We start from the raw sequence: 18,385 nt of genomic DNA, 5'->3' as shown, positions 1-18,385 counted from the left end.
GCATAAAATCATATTTCTGTTAATATCGAAATATAGTTATATTTAGATACGGGCAGATGGCGTGATGGATATTGAAGTGGTTGCGAAGGCGTTGAAGGAGTTGGGTCATACGACTCGATTAACCATCTATAAGCGAGTGGTCCGCGCGGGTTTTCAGGGCCTTGCAGTAGGCAGCTTGCAAGAGCAGCTCAAGATCCCTGGCTCAACCTTGTCACACCATATCTCGAGTCTGGTTTCTGCCGGACTCATCTCTCAGCGTCGTGAGGGGAGAACCCTCTATTGTGTTGCCGAGTTCGATAAGCTCGAGGGCGTGATTGGCTTCCTGCAGGATGAGTGTTGCATCGATGAGCAGTGCTGCACGCAAGAGGAGTAATGTGTCCAGCTGTTGGCCTTTAGAGTGTTAATGACCATGGTTAGACCTCAATACTCTTATTGATGCTTGAAAACTTTCTTATAACGATTGGTATTAGTTCCTATCCAGATAGGCTAGTGAGTCTAAAACTCCCATGCCTGAGTGCACGCCACCTTCGGTTGTTGTGGCAGATTTACTGCGAATAAGATAACCCGCATAGCCTTGTTCTTCAGTGGCGGGTTTTCCCTCTATATGTACGGTAAACATGCCTATCTCACTGATCAGATCATCGATAACAGACTGCTCGCCTTTTCTCACCAGCAGAGCAGGGTTTGATCTCGGTTTTGGTTGCAGGCGTCTCATCAGCGACCACACTTGATACTCTTCTGGTTTCAGTCTTTGGAGTGTTGGCAGTATTTTTTCATCAAAAATGCAGTGTCCTCCTCCCTCTCCCTGGTTTTTGAGTACCCAGTCTCCGCTCGGTTGTTTACTCATCCAGTCTGCGCTGTTTTCATCGACTGCTAACATCTCACCGAGTAGAGCTTTGACTGCTTTCGCTTCATCTAGAGTTAAGCCAAATCGTGATAACTGGACTGGAGTCATGCCTGTCACCAGCATCTGAACTCGTTTGCTGGTGGCCAGCTGCTGACTGACCGTGGCATTAACGGCGACTCTGTGTTGTTCGATAAAAACGCGGGTCTGTGTAAGGGCTTCACAGCAAACTTGGCCTATGATGTCATTGGCAGCGTAATCACAATAGTCATAGCCTGCCCGTAGATAGACACAGTCGATTGGGCCAACGTCGGCTAGCAGCAAGCGGTTTTTTAGCCCACCGGAGAGTTGTCCGTGCAGTTCACGGAAGGTACGCCTTACGGTTCTTATCCCTTTATTTTGCAGTGCCAACTCTAATAGATGTTGATCGAACACATTGTCTTCGTTGCTCTGCACTACCATCATGAATGTCGCCGGACCTTTATCGTCAAATTCCCGTTTAATCTGCAATGTTGCCTTGGCAATACCTAGGGCAAGCCTTTCTATGGCCGGGTTGCCGATAAGCTCACCTTCATCAGCGTGCGACCAGTTGGCATATCTCTCTGGCCACTGCTTTTTCAGGTAACTATGTAACTCATGAATACGCTGACCGAATGGACCCATACCTGCTGCTATGCCATTAAACTCGATGAGTTTTGGACCGTGTTTTGCGTCATCCATAAAGTCGCTGCGCATTATGAGTAGAGGTAACCTTGGTGTCTCTTTCAGTTGACGGTGCATGGCCAACAGGGCGGCAAAAAAAGGGTCTCCGTGAGCAACGGGCTCTATGACGTTTAGCAAGAATGCATGATCTTCTGAGACCCGATGGATCATTTTCCCGAGAAGAGGGACACTTGTCTTGAGATCCTCAAATCGCTTTCTGTCGATGGCGGTGGGAGTAAAACTCAATGGGGCATGACTTGCCGAGTCTGGTGCAGTTTTTAAACTAAGCCCTTGTAAAATAGCCCATTCGATGGCGTCTTCTGTCGCTGCTTTAGTCTTGCTATCTATCATAGTGTTATCTCTATCTTCGTTTTATAGACATATTCGTTGTGTTTTCAATAAAAGTTATTTCGACTTTTCTGGAATTATAGGTTGACAGGAAAATTAATTCAATTAATATTTCGACAACTTTCGAAATAAAGAGCTCGAAATGAAAAGTTCGAATTGAATGGTTCGAATTGAAATTTTGAAACAGATTAACGTCTCGAATTAATGAATGAGTAGGAAATACGATTATGAGTCCTGAAATTTTAACCATGGCCCGTGAGGCCGCCGATATGTTTGCCTTCCTGGCAACCGAATTGATCATCCTCTTTCTTGTCATCAGCTACTTTGTCGGTGTACTGCAGGAGTTTATAACCCCGGAAAAAATTCAATCTATTTTGAGTTCCCGCAACGGCAAAGGTTATGTAATAGCGGCGTTGCTGGGGGCAATCACACCATTTTGCTCCTGCTCGACTATCCCGTTCCTTAAAGGCTTGCTCAGAGCAAGGGCGGGTTTTGGCCCCATGATGGTGTTTTTGTTCTCCAGCCCCTTGCTCAATCCGGTGATCATCGGTTTGTTTGTGGTGACCTTCGGCATTAAGGTGGCGCTGTTCTACTTCACCATAGCCCTGGTCGTGGCTGTTACGGCCGGTTTTGTCCTGGAAAAACTGGGCTTCGAGCGTTACGTTCGCCCCGAGGCGTATGAAGCTGCCGATGCATCAAGTTGCGGAGCGACATGTGGTGATACTAATACAGCAGCTGAAACTAGCAGTGAGTCAGGTTGTTGCGACAGTCAGGCAAAGTCTGATGCTCAAGTTGTGACAAGCTGCGGCGCTGCACCTGCTCCAGCATTAGTAATGGAAGCGAGTGGCTGTGGAGCAACCACAGCACCAGCAGTGGCAGTTTCCTCTTGTGGCACTGGCTCATCATGTGGAACTGCAGACGCTAAGGCGGGAAGTACTGAGAGCAGATGGCTGCGGATCTGGCGCTCAACCTGGAAAGATTTTAAGCAGGTATTTCCATACTTGCTGTTAGGTATCACCTTAGGTTCGTTTATCTATGGTTTTATCCCCACAGAATTGATTGCTAAGTATGCGGGTGAGGGGATGTGGTACGCGATCCCTGTGGCAGCGATTATCGGTATTCCACTCTATATCCGAGCCGAAGCGGTGATCCCACTGAGTGCAGCCTTAGTGCAGAAGGGGATGGCGTTAGGTTCTGTGATGGCCTTGATTATCGGTAGCGCAGGAGCGAGTCTGACCGAAGTGATTCTGCTTAAATCTATCTTTAAGAATCAGATGATCGCCGCTTTTCTTACTGTGATCTTGGGTATGGCTATCGGCGCAGGTTATCTCTACAGCTATATGTTCTAGTTCAGGCTTGCCTGTACATGAAGAGAAAAGCCCGCTAATGCGGGCTTTCTATTATCTGACTGTCCCGTCCAGAGATAAGTTGAAACCAAGTCAAAATCGGAGTTAACTCTTAACCTTCCAGCTTACCTCTTCACCGGCGAAGAAAGGCACGATTGGGTTACCGTTTGGCAAGATGATCTCGCTCGGTACCGTCCACTTCTCTTTGACCAGAGTGACGGTACTGGTGTTTCTTGGCAGGCCATAGAAATCCGGGCCATGAATACTGGCAAAGCCTTCAAGCTTGTCGATGATACCTAAGTCATCGAAAACTTGTGCGTAGAGTTCCAGTGCACTCCAGGCACTGTAACAACCGGCGCAGCCACAGGCAGACTCTTTACGATGCTTCTCGTGAGGCGCCGAATCAGTGCCTAAGAAGAACTTACTCGATCCGGTTGCTATTGCTGCGCGCAGTGCTTCCTGGTGAATGTTGCGCTTAAGAACCGGCAGGCAGAAGTTGTGCGGGCGCACGCCGCCAACTAAGAGGTCGTTACGGTTAAGTAGCAGATGTTGAGGCGTGATGGTTGCAGCCACATTGTCAGAGGCAGACATCACAAAATCGGCCGCTTCTTTAGTGGTGATATGCTCGAATACCACTTTAAGAGTTGGGAAAGCGTCGACGATACGCCTTAGGTTTCGTTCGATAAACAGGGCTTCGCGGTCGAATATATCGATATGAGACTCAGTCACTTCGCCGTGAACCAGAAGTAACATACCCACTTCGGCCATCTTTTCAAAAATAGGGAAGAGTGCATCGAGTGCTTTTACCGCCGCGTCTGAGTTGGTGGTCGCGCCAGCAGGGTAAAGCTTAGCCGCCACAACACCCGCCGCTTTGGCATCTATGATGTCCTGCTCAGTGGTGTCATTGGTTAAAAAGAGAGTCATAAGAGGCTCGAAATCAGAGCCCTCTGGACGCGCGGCCAAAATACGCTCACGGTACTCAATAACCATTTTCGCATCGGTCACTGGTGGCAATAGGTTTGGCATGACGATAGCACGTTGGAAGAGTCTGGCCGTGGCAGGCACGGTTTCTTTTAACATATCACCGTCACGGAAGTGAAGGTGCCAATCGTCGGGGGTAAGTAGGGTGATCTGCGTCATTTGGGTTTCCTAAGGGTTTACGACAAGCATATACTCGCTTATTTCTGCGCCATATTATGCCAGAAATCGGCTTTTTTTGATAGGTGAGTTTGAGCTATCTCGTGGTGAATCAATAATGCTGACCAAGGGGGGATTTAAGGCATGAGTCACTTCCTGTATGGCCATTGTTTTTGAACTACACTGGAGGTGAATACCAATCGATATAAGAAAGTGATCTACTCAGAGTTTTTTTGGCAATCTAACTCAAGGCGAATGGATGATGGAATGGTGCTCCCTTCTGAAGTCATTCAACGCAGAAGTAGGCAGCCAAAAATACTCCTGAAAGGCGAGTTTTAGCGCTTCCTATGCCGTGTTAACGAGCTTAAACGTAGAATAACTATGTTCTTCACTCGTTGCCTTGCCTAGAAAGCGCTAAATTCTCGCTGAGCGATCACATCTTTATACCGATTGGTATAAGCAAAGGATACCTATGATGCGCCTACTTTTTAAGTTTCTGTTGCCACTTTTGTTGCTCCTCCCTCATTTCGCCGTTGCGGAAAGCAGACCCTTAAGGATCCTTTCTCACGATCGTCCCCCTTTTCATTTTGCTGACAGCCAGGGCGAGGTTGTGGGCATTTGCGTCGACATTATCGATATTATCTTCGATGAGATGGAGCTTGAGTATGAGGTGATCGATCTTAAGTGGGCCAGGGTTTGGTATAAAATTGAACATGGAGAGGGTGAGGCGGCATTTACCACATCCAGAAAGAAGCCGAGGGAGCCCTATCTCTATTATCCGGAGACAAATATGTGGCGATCAGAATTTGCTTTCTTCGTACAAAAAGCGAATAAAGCTTTGGCCCCGAACGGCAGCTATGCTGAGGTGGCAAGATCCGGTGGTAAGGTTGGTGTTTGGCGGGGGGCATCCTATGATGATGTTTTTTGGAAAACCTTCCCCTACAAAGACGGTACGACAACATACTCTCCAAACCTTAAAAAACATGACGTGTACAACAAGCAGTTGTTTATTGTTAAGGGCCCGAGTCATGCGGCAAAAATGCTGGGACGTGGAAGAGTCACCTTCTTCCTTGAAGACCGAATTACCGGGCAATATTTAGTGAATAACAATAAGCTGGAAGGCAGCGTCGTTGCCTATGAACAGGCGGTTTTCGCTAAAGGTTATCCTATGCCGTTTATAAAAAATTCCGATTATCCCGATCTGAAGCAGATTAGCGAAGAGTTTGAGAGGCGGTTGATCATATTGAAAAATGATGGCCGTTATGACGCTATTCTGAAGCGGTGGCTTAATCAGTAGTTCGGATGAGTTAAGTGCGCCATTAAATTTCAAGCATGTGAAGTGCGAAAGGCTGCTCGATAGCCTGGTAAAAAATCACTATCTCAGAGTACGTGACGGGGTTAACGGGAAATAAACTGGTCAGCAGAGGAGCTTTGCCTCAGACTGGCATTAAGATCCAAGTTAGTCAGCGAAGAAGTACGAGTGTTAAAACATCGAGAATATAGACGTCATGGCCCTGATTATCGCTTCGGTGAGCAGATGACCTTTCATGATATTAAAGAAACCTTTGGCCTGAATCATATTCGACTCGGTAGTTGGGTCGAGGAGGATGAGAAGAATAAGGCTGCCAACTTGATCTTCGACTCTCTGGCCGATCTGGCGTTTATTCTTAAACTGCCTCCTAAAGCCCTTGGGCTGAGACAGACTCTCAACCTGGCTTTTGGTAGCGGTGGACAACAGGGCGTGCAGGCTCATTATATGCCTGTAGGCCGAGAGCTTGCGCTGGCAAAGAACGCGGGAGCAGGTGCTCTGGCTCACGAGTTTTGGCACGCCTTCGATCACTATATTGCGCCTAAAGCGTTCAGCACCTCAACTCGTGGGGTCTCCTTTGCCAGCAGTAGCTGGCTGGCGGATGTGAGTGCTATTCAACACCCATTGAACCGGCGTTTAGAGCAGCTATTTGCGACAACTATGCTCAGCGATGATGGTAATGACTGCCATGACTTTGTCAGTCGGGCCGTTGCATTAGATAAGCAGTATGGACGGCAATATTTTTCTAAACCTACCGAGCTGATGGCCCGCGCCTTTGAGGCATGCATCGAATCACAGCCTGAGATAAGTAATCCCTATCTCGTCGCCGAGACCTTGAGTTCGTCACTGGCCGATTCCGGTGGTTATCCGGACTTAGCGCATCGTCAGCAAATCTTCACGGCGCTGATCGCATATTTTGAACCCCTGGGCGAAGCCTTAGGACGAGAAGGGGAAAAGAAGAAAAGGGGATAATCGAAAGCTTAGATTGATTATGGATTAGATAACGTCAATCTAAGCCTCCGCTTTTATGCAACTTATTAATAGGCAAGTGTGCCGCGGATCGGGTAATCGTTATCCGGATCGCTTATCCACTCCAAACCCGAGACTAAGGCTTCTAGCTCCGGGCGACAGAAGGGGTTATTGGAGATATCGATGACCTGAATGACTCCTACTCGATTAACCACGAAGAGTCCGGGTTCGGCAAAGTCATGATCGGTTTCCTGTTCGGAGCGAGGAATAGAGATATATAGCCCGAGTTGTTGCATCTGCTCCTGAGTCAGGCCGTAAGCGATTGGGAAGCTAGTCGTTAGTCTCTCTTTATGTGCCTCAAGCTGAGCCTTGGAGTCGGCCGAGATGGCAACAATATCAAGGCCAATTTTTTGTAAACGTGTTTTATAGCCTTCTAACTGGTTTAGGTATTTTGTGCATAGAGGACAATGTTGCCCACGGTAGATCACCACCAATTGCCATATAGCCTCATGATAAGCTCGCCCTAATGTGATCGTATTGCCATCGAGTGTATTGGCCCTTATCGAAGGGAAGTTTGAACCTGCCGATAACTTTACTGAAACACTCATATTTTTTCTCCACCTTAAGGTGAATGGTAAGGATTACAATGTAATTTTAGTCCATTAACCATATATTTTGGGGGTAAAAGTTAATCTGGTATTTGATCATCAACCAATTATAAAAAAACGGCCTGACGACTTAGATCACAGCTTTGATATGAGGGAGGCGATCTGTTCAGCAAGTATTCAGAAATTTTCAGTTTATTAAGTTTAAATTAATAATGATGCTTAACATGGTAAGTAATTGGCAAAGATAATTTTATCTTCGATTCTTTAAGGAATACTTATGAAATACCTGACTCTGTTAACTGCCCTTGTTTTTGCTGGTTCTGCCGCTGCGACAGATTGCTCCGATTGCCATGAAACAATCGATCTGACTGTGCACTTAGAAGCGGAAGCGACACTGGCTACCTGTAATGACTGTCACGATATGGGCAGTGCACATGAGGTGGATATGGAAATTCATGAAGCAACACTGACGATGACAGAGTGTGCTGACTGTCACGGGATGTAATACCGGCTTTAACGTCCTCGGCCGGTTTGTGCCGAGGACAAACTTCTCGCAATTAACCTCTCTTCCCCTATATCTTTTTCTGCTCGACCCTCGACCCTCGACCCTCGAAACTCGTTTACCTATGAGCCTCGGTAATGAATTTTTCCAGGGCTTGCTGTAGCCATTGAGGTGAGGTGACCTGACCTTCCTGATTGTGCTTTAACCATAAGTAGGTCGTTGGATAACTGAAGTTTTTTAGTATGTCTTTATCTTGTTGGTAATCCAGTATCTCAGCGTGAAGTCCATTAATGTTTTGCAAAAAGTTAACCGCAGCCCTGACGCCCACAATGATGATGGCATTTGAATTCAATAGGGTATTGGCGGCACTTCCCAGATCAGAGACGGTGGCAAATACCTCTAATTTCTTCCCCTGCCTTTTGGCATAGTTTACCAATGGTGATTTGTTGGCGGGGAAGGGCATGGTGATCAGCTTCACTATCGGATAGTTAATCATCTCATCGATAACCGGGTTGTGCCAAATCGGGTGCCCTTCACGTGCAATTAAGTGCCCGCCTCTGTGTTGAATGATGGGCTTTGACAATATTCCCTTTCTATCGGCTGGCTCGAAGCTGATAGCCGCATCGAGATCGCCATTTTGGAACTCTTCTATGCTGGTTTTTGTCCAGGGACAGAGGGTGACATCTATCTTGGCATTATTCTTCTCTGCCGCCTTAAGAATGGTTTGAGGTAAGTTAATCTCAAGTTGTGGCACTGTGGCAATCGTGAAACTCGGTTCGCGCTGGTGGTGAATATTGTTTAAGTATTTCTGTGCCTGAGTACTTACCTTAAGCATCTCCAGCAGCTGAGGGTATAGGTTGTGAGCAAGCTCTGTGGCTTCGAGACGGTTATTCTGCCTGATAAAAAGTGGATCTGAAAATGCCTTTCTCAGTGCATTTAGCTCGCGACTGACCTTAGGTTGAGACAGTGCTAAATGATCGGCCACATCAATCACTGACTGCTTCAGATAGACTTGGCAAAATATTTCAATGCTTAGTAAGTTGAGATTCAGCAACTTATCTATGGACATTCATCTTTCCTCTTCTTCAGGCTTTTAATGCGACGTTGTCGTATATAAATTGCGTTATTGCTAGCTGTAACCAGCTGGGGATCTGGTGGTTTTGCTTTCTTTTGGTCAAATAATGGCGGGGAAGACCGCTCCTCTGACAAAGTTGGAGTTGTTGCTCTGCGGACAATCTCATCGAGCGAATATCACTATTCTTATTAAGAAAGCTTATTGCGCTTAAAGAGCTTAGCAAAGCCATGCCGTTGCTGGTTTCCAGCAGTGCGCCAAGATCGGCAAGTCCACTGACCTTCGCCTCGATATTGAGCTCCACTCCCTGATCTTTTGCGTAGAACTCTAACGGATCTCTGGGATCACTGAACTCTGGCATGTCGACAACGATATAGGCTTGTTTGAGAATATTATCTAATGCCGTGGGGTTAGTGGTTTCCCAGATAGGGTGGCTCTTGTTACCGACAAGAAATAGCGATTCTCCCTCGGCGATAAAGTCCGATTGCAGCTGCTCGGTATTATAGGCTCTGTGGGTGATGGACAGATCGATCTCTTTCTGTTTTATCAAGCTGCCGACATCACCAGTACAGGGTTTAATATTAAAAAGGTAGTTTTTCTGATGTTCGGTCGCCTTATCTTGTAATAGACGACTCAGATTTGATGAAAGTAGTGGCGGGCAGGCGATAACAATTTCTTTCTTATGGGTATTATCCGATTCAATATTGAGACGACTACAATTCTCCGCAATCTGGATGATTTTTTTCATCGACGGATAGATCTCATCGGCAAACTCGCTGCGTTCGAAACCGTGCTGTTTACGGATGAACAGAGGGGCATCGAGAGAGTGGCGTAATGCCTTCAAACTTCGGCTTATCTTGGAGGCGGGTACATTCAGAGCCTGACCCACTAATGTTGAATTTAATGACTCATAAAGAAGTACAAAGACCTGGATATCAAAGAGATTATTCTGCTTAAACTTACTCATCATTATTATATTTATATAAAACACACCTCGCTAATTTAGAGATAAATACGCGGCAATGCGAGGATCGATATCATGAAAATGAATGAAATGTAATTAAGGTTAAGTTTTTGTGAGCTTAAACCTGAGAGTGAATTAATTATTAATAATATCTGCGCCTCTCATTTCTATTATTCGTTGTTCGCAATTCCATTTATCGAATATTAGCTGGAACATCTGTTAAATATAACTTTATTAATACCAAGTGTTGTAATGGTTGTGTTTATTGGCGGTCTATTCTGTAGCGACTCTATTTTCTGGTGCTTCATGCTGGCGCTTGGTCGGTGTGGCAAAGTGATGTGCTTCAAATTTATTCATTTGAAATATCTTTAGCATTTCGTATGAACCACATGGTGGTTACATATTAGGGAGATATAATGATTATAACTAAAAGAAAAACGTCACTCGCACTATTAATTGCATCTGCAATGATGGTCACAGGTTGTGGTGATGATGGCAAAGATGGGCAAAACGGTGCAGATGGTTCAAATGGTGACAATGGCGAGAATGGTAAGCCCGGTACTTCCGGTCTTCATATCGACATGGCCGCCGAAGCGACTGCAAATATTACTAACGCCGCTTATGCAGACGGTATCATTACCGTCGATTTCGATCTGGCAAATAAAGAGGGGGTCGGCCTATTTGGACTGACCGGTGAGAATGAGTTCCATGATTTCCGCTTCTCATTAGCTCAACTGCAAACTAACACAGGTTCTGAGCTTAAACAGTGGATGTCACTGCTTAACGAAACGACCAATGATGCAGGAACGACATTCGAGCAAGGTTTTGAGAAATTAAATGATTGCCCCGAGTGTTTAGTCGATCATGATGATGGTACCTACACCTATACATTCAACACTAATCTAACGACCGCTGAAGACGTTGCAGGTATCGTGTTTGATGCCGGCCTGACTCAGCGTATCGCCATTGAGATGCAGTTCGAGTATGACTCGGGTCATGAGCTGGCGGAAAATGCTCACTATGACTGGATCCCTTCGACCAATGCACAAGAGGGTATAGCGACCCGTGACCTGGTTACATTGGAAACCTGTTATACCTGTCACCAGCCAGATAGCTTAAAGGCCCACGGTGGACGTCGTCTGGACCTGGAAAACTGTCAGTCTTGTCATAATGGTGTTGTCAGCGATCCTAATGATGTCTCTGTTGAACTTGGACATATGGTGCACGCTATCCATATGGGTCCAAACCGTGAAGGCAAAGATGCTGAAGGTAATGTGGTTAAAATGCCATACACCATCGCTGGTTACGGCGGCGATCATGCCTTCGATTACCCTGCCTTTCCAACTAAGCCATTTATGGACTGTGCCGCTTGTCACGTTGAAGATGAGAACTTAGCGGATAAAGATCTCTGGCTGGCCAATGCTAACGCTAACGCTTGTACGGGTTGTCATACTGACTCGCCAGCGCAGCATAAGTCGGATAAGAACCCTGATCTGACTTGTACTGACTGTCACAGTGCAGCGGTTCATACAGATCACAAGAAGCCATATGATGCAGCACAAGACTACAGTGTTGAAGTTAGCAATGTTGTCTTAAACGTTGACGGTCTACTCGAGTTTGACGTTAAGGTTATGGACAGTGCTGGTGCACTGGTCTCTGAAGATGAGATATATAAGCAAGGCTACAGCAACCCATACATGGTTGTGAGCTGGGATATCGAAGATGATTATCCTGAGCAGCTTATCTCTTCAGAAACAGATGTTCTGACTGTTGGAACAACCTACGATCATAGACGTTTCAGCTTGAAGGGTGATGGTTCAACTACCTACGATGCTACAACTAAAGTGTTCCATGTTACCACTGAGAAAGTGAAAGGTAGCAAGACATATCGCACTGATGTACCTGCAGATATCCTAACTGACAGATCTTTAGAAATCCTGCCATTAGTTAAAGTCTGTTTCACAGAAGCAACTAACGTACGTACAGATTGTACTGCAGATGATGCATATCCTGCATACGTTCAGACTGAACCATACCGTGTATACCAGATGGGTGCTTACGGTCCTGAGATGCGTCGCTCTATCATCGATGAAGCTACTTGCATGGGTTGTCATAGCCAAGAGCTATATCATGATGCTAACGGTGTGAACTGTATCGCCTGTCATACTAATGATAAGAAGTTGGGTGCTGTTGAAGTCGGCTATGCGCCTGTACCTTGGGGCGAAATGAAGTCTTCAAGCTTTATGTATAAGGCACACAAGGCTGAAGGACATGATAATGGCCATGGCGGTAGCGGTACTATCCTGAAAACTGACTGTATGACTTGTCATGCTGAAGTCGATGGCTGGAGTGGTAAGGACTACGGCTTCGAATTAGGCCGTAACGCTGGCTCTGCTCATACTGTACCTAGCTTTATCGCTAGCGAAGGTAATGACCCGGATGTTAACCCTGTATTGTCTTGGTACGCATCTCCTGATGCGGCTGCATGTATGAGTTGTCATCAGAAGTACCTGTCTGATGCAGCTATGAGCCACTTCGAGAGCAATGGCGCATACTTTGGCCCAGATAAGCAGATGGCTAAAGATGCTAAAGAAGCTTGTGCAACCTGTCACAGCCCAGAGAAGATCATGGAGCATCACGGTCATTCTCTATAAAGATTAAGTTCCCGGAAGGAGCAATCCCTGCGTTTACTCCGGGAGCTTTTGTTGTGAAGTAAAGCTCCAAAGTGAATTGCTTAAGTAAAGCGCTTAAGTAAAAAGTTTTTCCTGCAAAGTCAAAGGCACCTTAGGGTGCCTTTTTTTATGACATGGATTTCTGTTTGCAGTTAACCAAAGCTATAAGGAGTGGTGCTTCGGGCAGAGTAAAGCATCAGTTTCAAGGAAGGCATAAGTTCAGTCATGAGTTCTCAGAAGCTATTTGAAGCTAGCTGGCCGGATCTGTATCTCATTTTTTCAAAATAATAAAATTGGATATTTATGCTTTTTCGGGGCATTTAAATGGGCAAAATAGGGGGGGATCCACTAGCCATGGACGTTTAGCGGTACAATTTAAGCTAAAACTTGGCTGAAATGTTGTTTTGTTACATTGAGGTGGATTGTCTCGATTTAAGAACAAACGCGGATGAGTACGGGGTGGGTGTTGTGGGTGTGTTAACTGTTTGTTTGTTAGTTTAGCGGTTATACATGTGTCTAATCTTCATATTCTACTTTTTTCTCCTTCCCATATTACGAACAGGTACTCTGTTTATGCTGCTGTTTAATTACTGGTCAGTGGTAAAGTTAGGATAATATCAGACAGGCACCTCTATTAAGCCGTAAATAGCCTGCTTTTTCGTTCTAAAATTACATGAATGCTAATCATGCTGGATACTTAGCTTGAATGGGTACTAAGGCACAATTAGCCCTAGCCATTCTATACTTCACTGCTGTAAGCTCTATCTTCGTTAATGTACAAAGTCAGTATCTGAGCCAGTAATTTTGCAACAAAGCAAACTGAGCTTAGGGGCAAAAAAATACTGAATCGAAAATTATAAAGTTACTGCCCATATACATATCTATATACATACTTACATACCTACAACGAGGACAATCATGAAGAAAATCCTAACAACTACTGCGACAGCTGTGTCTTTAGCACTATGCTCGTTCGTCGCAAACGCTGCTGATTTTAAACCTGCCGTAGCCTATGATTCATCGGGTAAGTTTGATAAATCTTTCAGCCAGGCGGTTTATCAGAACGGCGTAATTAAATTTACCGAACAAACTAAGATTGATGTACGTGAATTTGTACCTGCAAACGATGCACAGCGTGAGCAAGGCCTTGAGCGTCTTGCACGTCGTGGTTTCAACCCAATCGTTGTTGTTGGCTTCATGTATGGTTCAGCATTAACAAAGGTGGCTAAAAAGCACCCTGATAGTCAGTTTGTGATTATTGATGCTGTTGTTGACCTGCCGAATGTTAAGTCTCTTGTGTTTAAAGAGCATGAAGGTTCATTCCTTGTCGGCGCATTGGCTGCTATGAAGTCAGAGAGCCACAAAGTGGGCTTCGTTGGTGGCATGGATATTCCATTGATCCGTAAGTTTGCCTGTGGTTATGAGCAAGGTGCTAAGTACATCAGTAAAGAGACTGAAGTATTCCAAAACATGACGGGTTCGACTAACGCTGCATGGTCAGATCCTGCCCGTGGCGCCGAGTTGACTAAGAGTCAGTTCACTAAAGGTGCCGACGTAGTCTTCGCCGCTGCCGGTGGTACCGGTGTTGGTGTTTATCAGGCCGCGAAAGATGAAGGCAAGTTTGCTATCGGTGTTGATTCAAACCAAAACTACCTACATCCAGGCGTAATGCTTACCTCTATGGTTAAGCGTGTAGGCTTGGCGACATTTGAAGTATTTAAGGCTGCCGAAGGTGGTACTTTCACTCCTGGTATCGATGCCCGTGGTCTTAAAGAGAATGGTGTTGGCTGGACGATCGATGAGCATAACCGTGATTTAGTGACTGCCGAAATGGAAACTAAGATCGGTGAAATTTCAGCTAAAATCGTAGCCGGAGATATTAAGGTTCACGATTACATGGCTGATAATAGCTGTAAGTACTAATGTTAAATACGTATGTAGGTACTGACTATTCGTGCCCGCATACGTAAAAGTGAAAGTTCGCTCTCCTGCCTCAAGCCGGAGAGCTTTTTGAGAAGTACCCATGGGGCGGCAAAGAGAAACATAATTTATGTCTACACTCCCTAGCGACAAACCTTTTGCACTCGAACTGCGTGGCATCGATAAGCGATTCGGTGCAGTGCATGCTAATCGAAATATTGATCTACAAGTTCCTCCCGGCACCATTCATGGCATTATCGGTGAAAACGGGGCGGGTAAATCGACCCTGATGAACATCATCTATGGGTTTTATACCGCAGACGCCGGAGATATTCTGATTGGCGGTGAGGTTCAGAAGCTTGCCAACTCGAAAGAGGCCATCAGTCACGGTATCGGCATGGTTCACCAGCACTTCATGTTGGTTGATAACTTCACCGTTCTTGAAAATGTGATTTTAGGTGCCGAAAATGGTCCTCTGCTCAAGCACAGCCTCCATGATGCCCGCACAGAGTTAGAGCGGTTAGCAAAAGATTACCAGCTCGAGGTGCCACTCGATGCCTTAATTGAAGACTTGCCGGTAGGCCTGCAGCAGAGGGTTGAGATATTAAAAGCCCTGTACCGTGGCGCCAAGATCCTCATTCTTGATGAGCCTACGGGCGTACTGACTCCCCAGGAAACTGATCACCTGTTTCATATTTTCGATGCGCTGCGTGAGCAGGGCGTCACAATTTTACTGATCACCCACAAACTCAGAGAGATCCTGGCCGCCACAGATAACGTTTCGATCATGCGCCAAGGGGCGATGGTCGCGCACAGAAAAACGGCAGAGACGAATAAGGAAGAGCTGGCCGAGCTTATGGTGGGACGAAAGGTACGCCTGAAAGTCGATAAAAATGCGGCTAAACCTGCTCAGGTTGTACTGTCCACCCAAGATCTGACCTACACAGATGAGATGGGTGTCGATCGTCTCAAAAAGGTCAACATGGATATTAAGGCCGGTGAGGTTGTCGGTGTTGCCGGAGTATCCGGTAATGGCCAGTCTCAGTTGATTAACGCCCTTGCAGGCCTGCTCACACCGACCAGCGGTTCAATCACCATCGGCGACACGCGTATCTCTGCCGAGCACCCCAGCTCGCCGGACGGCGTTCGCCAACTCAGTGTGGGCCACGTGCCGGAAGACAGACTGGACATGGGGCTGATTAAAGCCTTCAGCGCCGAAGAATCAGCCATCTTAGGGCATCAGAATCACTCTGATTATAATGGTCTGGTGATGAATAAGCCTAAGGCGATTACACAAGAGTGTGTACGTCTTATGGAGGAGTGGGACGTAAGGCCGCAAGATCCTAAGCTAAGAAGTTCACTATTTTCCGGTGGTAACCAGCAGAAGCTGATCATTGCACGAGAGGTTGAAAAAAATCCGGATGTACTGCTGATCGGTCAGCCGACCCGAGGTGTGGACATCGGCGCCATCGAATTTATTCATAAACGTATCATCGAACTGAGAGATCAGGGGCAGGGTATCTTGCTTGTATCGGTGGAGCTCGATGAGATCATGGCCCTGTCCGATAGGATCATCGTGATGTTCGATGGCAATATCGTGGGTGAAGTGAGCGCCGAGCAGGCGAACGAGAAAATTCTTGGAATGATGATGGCCAACATACTACCCGATGAGCTTAGCGAGTCGGATGCAGGACAAACGACTAACGGAGGTCAATCGTGAACGACTCCAAAATTCCGGCGTGGATAAATATCATTGGACTGCCCTTGGTCAATATCTTCTTCGCCTTTGCATTTTCTGCCATTATTTTCGTTGCCGTGGATGTTAATCCTCTCGAGGCGGCGGTCGTGATGGTGAAGGGAGCCTTAGGTTATCAGGAAGGCGTTGGTTATACCCTCTACTATGCGACCAACTTTATCTTTACCGGTTTAGCGGTTGCGGTCGCTTTCTCTGCCGGTCTGTTTAATATTGGTGGCGAAGGTCAGGCTTATCTCGGTGGCTTAGGTGTGGGACTCGCCTGTTTGGGCTTAGATCATGCCTTGCCATTCTGGGCGCTGTTGCCTATCACTATGGTTGCCAGTATGGCATTTGGTGCCCTGTGGGCGCTGATACCTGCCTACCTGCAGGCCTATCGTGGCAGTCATATCGTTATTACTACTATCATGTTTAACTTTATCGCCTCGGCGCTGATGGTTTATCTGATGGTGAACGTACTTAAGCTAGATGGTCAGATGGCACCGGTATCGCGGGTGTTTGAACAATCAGCGATAATGCCAATGTTCCATGAGATCGCTGCCTGGTTCGGCTGGTCTTTCTCTGAATCGCCGATGAACCTGAGTTTCTTTATCGCACTGGCATGTTGTGTCCTGGTTTGGATATTACTCTGGCGCACGCGTTGGGGCTATGCCATCAGAGCCATGGGTTCAAGCCCTACAGCTGCTGAGTATGGCGGCATCAACCATAAGAAACTGGTCATCATAGTGATGCTGATCTCCGGTGCGCTTTCAGGCATGTTAGGCCTGAACGAAGTACAAGGTTATGGGCAGCAGTTGAAGCTGGACTTCGTGGCTGGTTATGGTTTTACCGGTATTGCCGTGTGTCTGATTGGTCGTAACCATCCTGTCGGTATCATATTGGCGAGTCTGCTCTTTGGTATCCTGTATCAGGGCGGGGCTGAGTTGGCGTTTGATTTCCCGAATATCGACCGTGAGATGATCCAGGTTGTGCAGGCCTTAGTGGTACTGTTCAGTGGTGCGTTGGCCTTGATGTTAGTGAAGCCAACCGAGCGTATTTTTGTGTTATGGGATCGAAAGAAAAAGTCCCTCGGCAAAGCACAAGCGGAGGCCTAAGTTATGTATGAGAATCTGATTTTAATCTTAGATGCGACCCTAAGGGTGTCGGCGCCGCTTATTCTTGCTGCGCTGGCCGGCTTGTTCTCGGAGCGTTCGGGCATTGTGAACATCGCCCTGGAAGGTAAGATGCTGTCGGCGGCGTTTGCCGCAGCAGCTACCGCTTCTGTTACCGGCAATGTTTGGCTGGGCTTGCTTGCCGCCATCGGCGTTTCTGTTTGTCTGTCGTTGATCCATGGTTTTGCCTCTATCACACACAGAGGCGATCAGATCGTCTCGGGTGTGGCGATTAATATGTTGGCTGTGGGTCTGACTGTGACGCTGGGACGTTTCTGGTTTGGATTGGGCGGTCAGACACCTGCTCTTCCTGACAGTGCGCGTTTTACACCGATTACGCTGCCTGGCGCCGATGCCGTTGCGGATGTACCTGTGATTGGTCCGCTCTATAGTGAACTTATTTCCGGACATAATATTCTGGTCTATCTCGCGTTGCTTATGGTGCCTTTTGTTTGGTGGGTAGTATTTAGAACCCGTTTCGGATTGCGTCTTCGTGCGGCGGGTGAAAACCCACATGCCGTCGATACCGCGGGTATCTCCGTTGCCTGGATCCGTTATCGCGCTCTTATCTGTGCAGGTATATTGTGCGGTATTGCAGGTGCTTATCTGTCTACCGCACACAGCGCCGGCTTCGTGGCGAATATGAGTGCCGGTAAGGGCTTTATCGCCTTGGCTGCATTGATTTTCGGTAAGTGGAAGCCAGTGCCTGTGTTGTTTGGTTGTCTGTTGTTTGGTTTCCTCGATGCGGTGGCTATTCGTCTGCAGGGCGCCGAGTTGCCGATAGTCGGTGAAATTCCGGTACAGGCGATCGAAGTCTTACCTTACATCCTGACCGTACTCCTGCTGGCAGGCTTTATCGGCCGCGCCGTCGGACCTAAGTCAATCGGTGTACCGTATGTGAAGACTCGTTAAAAGCGTAAGTTAGTAGCGTTAGTTAAGAAGCCGGGTTAATACCCGGCTTTTTTGTTTCCGGAATTTCTGAATGCAGCTCTTTATAAACGAGAGTCGTTCAGTATGACGTGTAGGACCGGCTTTAGCCGGGAAGGATGGAGCAGACAATCGATCGCTGCACAGAGTCGGACCTATAT

The 18,385-nt window shown here is 46.8% G+C and carries 15 protein-coding genes; 10 read left to right on the top strand and 5 right to left on the bottom strand.

From position 1 onward, the window contains the following. Positions 1 to 64 precede the first annotated feature (64 nt). Positions 65 to 373 carry an ArsR/SmtB family transcription factor gene (locus SSED_RS18830; protein WP_012143932.1) on the top strand — a complete coding sequence of 103 codons (309 nt, stop codon included), beginning with the start codon at positions 65 to 67 and terminating at the stop codon, positions 371 to 373. A 93-nt stretch (positions 374 to 466) separates the two neighbouring features. Here the strand turns inward: SSED_RS18830 and SSED_RS18825 are convergent, their stop codons facing one another. After that, complete coding sequence (locus SSED_RS18825) at positions 467 to 1,897, bottom strand: glutathione synthase (protein ID WP_012143931.1); 1,431 nt, start codon at positions 1,895 to 1,897, stop codon at positions 467 to 469. 224 nt (positions 1,898 to 2,121) lie between these two features. Between SSED_RS18825 and SSED_RS18820 the strand changes: the two genes are divergently transcribed. Continuing rightward, entirely contained in the window at positions 2,122 to 3,243 is a 1,122-nt protein-coding gene (locus tag SSED_RS18820; RefSeq protein WP_012143930.1) for a permease, read from the top strand. Between the two features lie 102 nt (positions 3,244 to 3,345). Here SSED_RS18820 and pyrC read toward each other — a convergent pair whose 3' ends face one another. After that, a complete protein-coding gene (gene pyrC, locus SSED_RS18815; RefSeq protein WP_012143929.1) occupies positions 3,346 to 4,380 on the bottom strand; it encodes a dihydroorotase in 1,035 nt (344 codons plus the stop codon). Positions 4,381 to 4,849: 469 nt separating this feature from the next. On the opposite strand from pyrC, the gene SSED_RS18810 reads away from it, so the two are divergent. Both SSED_RS18810 and SSED_RS18805 read left to right on the top strand, forming a co-directional pair. Then, entirely contained in the window at positions 4,850 to 5,674 is an 825-nt protein-coding gene (locus SSED_RS18810) for a substrate-binding periplasmic protein (RefSeq protein ID WP_012143928.1), read from the top strand. Between the two features lie 183 nt (positions 5,675 to 5,857). Beyond that, the gene (locus SSED_RS18805; protein WP_012143927.1) at positions 5,858 to 6,658 is read left to right on the top strand and encodes a CLCA_X family protein; all 801 of its coding nucleotides are present in this window, start codon (positions 5,858 to 5,860) and stop codon (positions 6,656 to 6,658) included. A 65-nt stretch (positions 6,659 to 6,723) separates the two neighbouring features. Here SSED_RS18805 and SSED_RS18800 read toward each other — a convergent pair whose 3' ends face one another. Continuing rightward, positions 6,724 to 7,263, bottom strand: coding sequence for a redoxin domain-containing protein (locus SSED_RS18800; protein WP_012143926.1), 540 nt, complete (start codon positions 7,261 to 7,263; stop codon positions 6,724 to 6,726). A 277-nt stretch (positions 7,264 to 7,540) separates the two neighbouring features. Between SSED_RS18800 and SSED_RS18795 the strand changes: the two genes are divergently transcribed. Continuing rightward, positions 7,541 to 7,768: a hypothetical protein gene (locus tag SSED_RS18795; RefSeq protein WP_012143925.1), complete on the top strand. Its 228-nt coding sequence runs from the start codon at positions 7,541 to 7,543 to the stop codon at positions 7,766 to 7,768. A gap of 115 nt (positions 7,769 to 7,883) precedes the next feature. Here SSED_RS18795 and SSED_RS18790 read toward each other — a convergent pair whose 3' ends face one another. Next, positions 7,884 to 8,834, bottom strand: coding sequence for a LysR family transcriptional regulator (locus tag SSED_RS18790; protein WP_012143924.1), 951 nt, complete (start codon positions 8,832 to 8,834; stop codon positions 7,884 to 7,886). 16 nt (positions 8,835 to 8,850) lie between these two features. After that, positions 8,851 to 9,807 (bottom strand): LysR family transcriptional regulator, encoded by a 957-nt coding sequence (locus SSED_RS18785; protein WP_012143923.1) that lies wholly within the window; start codon positions 9,805 to 9,807, stop codon positions 8,851 to 8,853. 410 nt (positions 9,808 to 10,217) lie between these two features. On the opposite strand from SSED_RS18785, the gene SSED_RS18780 reads away from it, so the two are divergent. The 5 genes from SSED_RS18780 to SSED_RS18760 all read left to right on the top strand — a co-directional run bounded on the left by SSED_RS18780 (position 10,218) and on the right by SSED_RS18760 (position 18,209). Beyond that, positions 10,218 to 12,455, top strand: a complete 2,238-nt coding sequence (locus tag SSED_RS18780) for an OmcA/MtrC family decaheme c-type cytochrome (protein WP_012143922.1) — start codon at positions 10,218 to 10,220, stop codon at positions 12,453 to 12,455. A gap of 936 nt (positions 12,456 to 13,391) precedes the next feature. Next, a complete protein-coding gene (locus tag SSED_RS18775) occupies positions 13,392 to 14,396 on the top strand; it encodes a BMP family lipoprotein (protein ID WP_012143921.1) in 1,005 nt (334 codons plus the stop codon). A gap of 127 nt (positions 14,397 to 14,523) precedes the next feature. After that, entirely contained in the window at positions 14,524 to 16,113 is a 1,590-nt protein-coding gene (locus SSED_RS18770) for an ABC transporter ATP-binding protein (protein WP_012143920.1), read from the top strand. Next, on the top strand, positions 16,110 to 17,240 hold the full coding sequence (locus SSED_RS18765) for an ABC transporter permease (RefSeq protein WP_012143919.1): 1,131 nt from the start codon (positions 16,110 to 16,112) through the stop codon (positions 17,238 to 17,240). Before SSED_RS18770 ends, SSED_RS18765 begins: the two co-directional genes overlap by 4 nt. A 3-nt stretch (positions 17,241 to 17,243) precedes the next feature. Continuing rightward, entirely contained in the window at positions 17,244 to 18,209 is a 966-nt protein-coding gene (locus SSED_RS18760; protein ID WP_012143918.1) for an ABC transporter permease, read from the top strand. The last annotated feature ends 176 nt before the right edge of the window (positions 18,210 to 18,385 follow it).

Source organism: Shewanella sediminis HAW-EB3 (assembly GCF_000018025.1).
Lineage (GTDB): Bacteria > Pseudomonadota > Gammaproteobacteria > Enterobacterales > Shewanellaceae > Shewanella > Shewanella sediminis.
The sequence above is the reverse complement of the archived record's forward strand: the minus strand, read 5'-3'. Positions and strand labels throughout refer to the sequence as shown.

What these genes read in the sequence shown, in the direction of transcription:
- SSED_RS18795 (WP_012143925.1), top strand. Translation starts at nt 7,541, where the DNA reads ATGAAATACCTGACTCTGTTAACTGCCCTTGTTTTTGCTGGTTCTGCC.
- SSED_RS18825 (WP_012143931.1), bottom strand. Translation starts at nt 1,897, where the DNA reads ATGATAGATAGCAAGACTAAAGCAGCGACAGAAGACGCCATCGAATGG.
- SSED_RS18780 (WP_012143922.1), top strand. Translation starts at nt 10,218, where the DNA reads ATGATTATAACTAAAAGAAAAACGTCACTCGCACTATTAATTGCATCT.
- SSED_RS18800 (WP_012143926.1), bottom strand. Translation starts at nt 7,263, where the DNA reads ATGAGTGTTTCAGTAAAGTTATCGGCAGGTTCAAACTTCCCTTCGATA.
- SSED_RS18775 (WP_012143921.1), top strand. Translation starts at nt 13,392, where the DNA reads ATGAAGAAAATCCTAACAACTACTGCGACAGCTGTGTCTTTAGCACTA.
- SSED_RS18760 (WP_012143918.1), top strand. Translation starts at nt 17,244, where the DNA reads ATGTATGAGAATCTGATTTTAATCTTAGATGCGACCCTAAGGGTGTCG.
- SSED_RS18770 (WP_012143920.1), top strand. Translation starts at nt 14,524, where the DNA reads ATGTCTACACTCCCTAGCGACAAACCTTTTGCACTCGAACTGCGTGGC.
- SSED_RS18810 (WP_012143928.1), top strand. Translation starts at nt 4,850, where the DNA reads ATGATGCGCCTACTTTTTAAGTTTCTGTTGCCACTTTTGTTGCTCCTC.
- pyrC (WP_012143929.1), bottom strand. Translation starts at nt 4,380, where the DNA reads ATGACGCAGATCACCCTACTTACCCCCGACGATTGGCACCTTCACTTC.
- SSED_RS18820 (WP_012143930.1), top strand. Translation starts at nt 2,122, where the DNA reads ATGAGTCCTGAAATTTTAACCATGGCCCGTGAGGCCGCCGATATGTTT.
- SSED_RS18785 (WP_012143923.1), bottom strand. Translation starts at nt 9,807, where the DNA reads ATGATGAGTAAGTTTAAGCAGAATAATCTCTTTGATATCCAGGTCTTT.
- SSED_RS18790 (WP_012143924.1), bottom strand. Translation starts at nt 8,834, where the DNA reads ATGTCCATAGATAAGTTGCTGAATCTCAACTTACTAAGCATTGAAATA.
- SSED_RS18830 (WP_012143932.1), top strand. Translation starts at nt 65, where the DNA reads ATGGATATTGAAGTGGTTGCGAAGGCGTTGAAGGAGTTGGGTCATACG.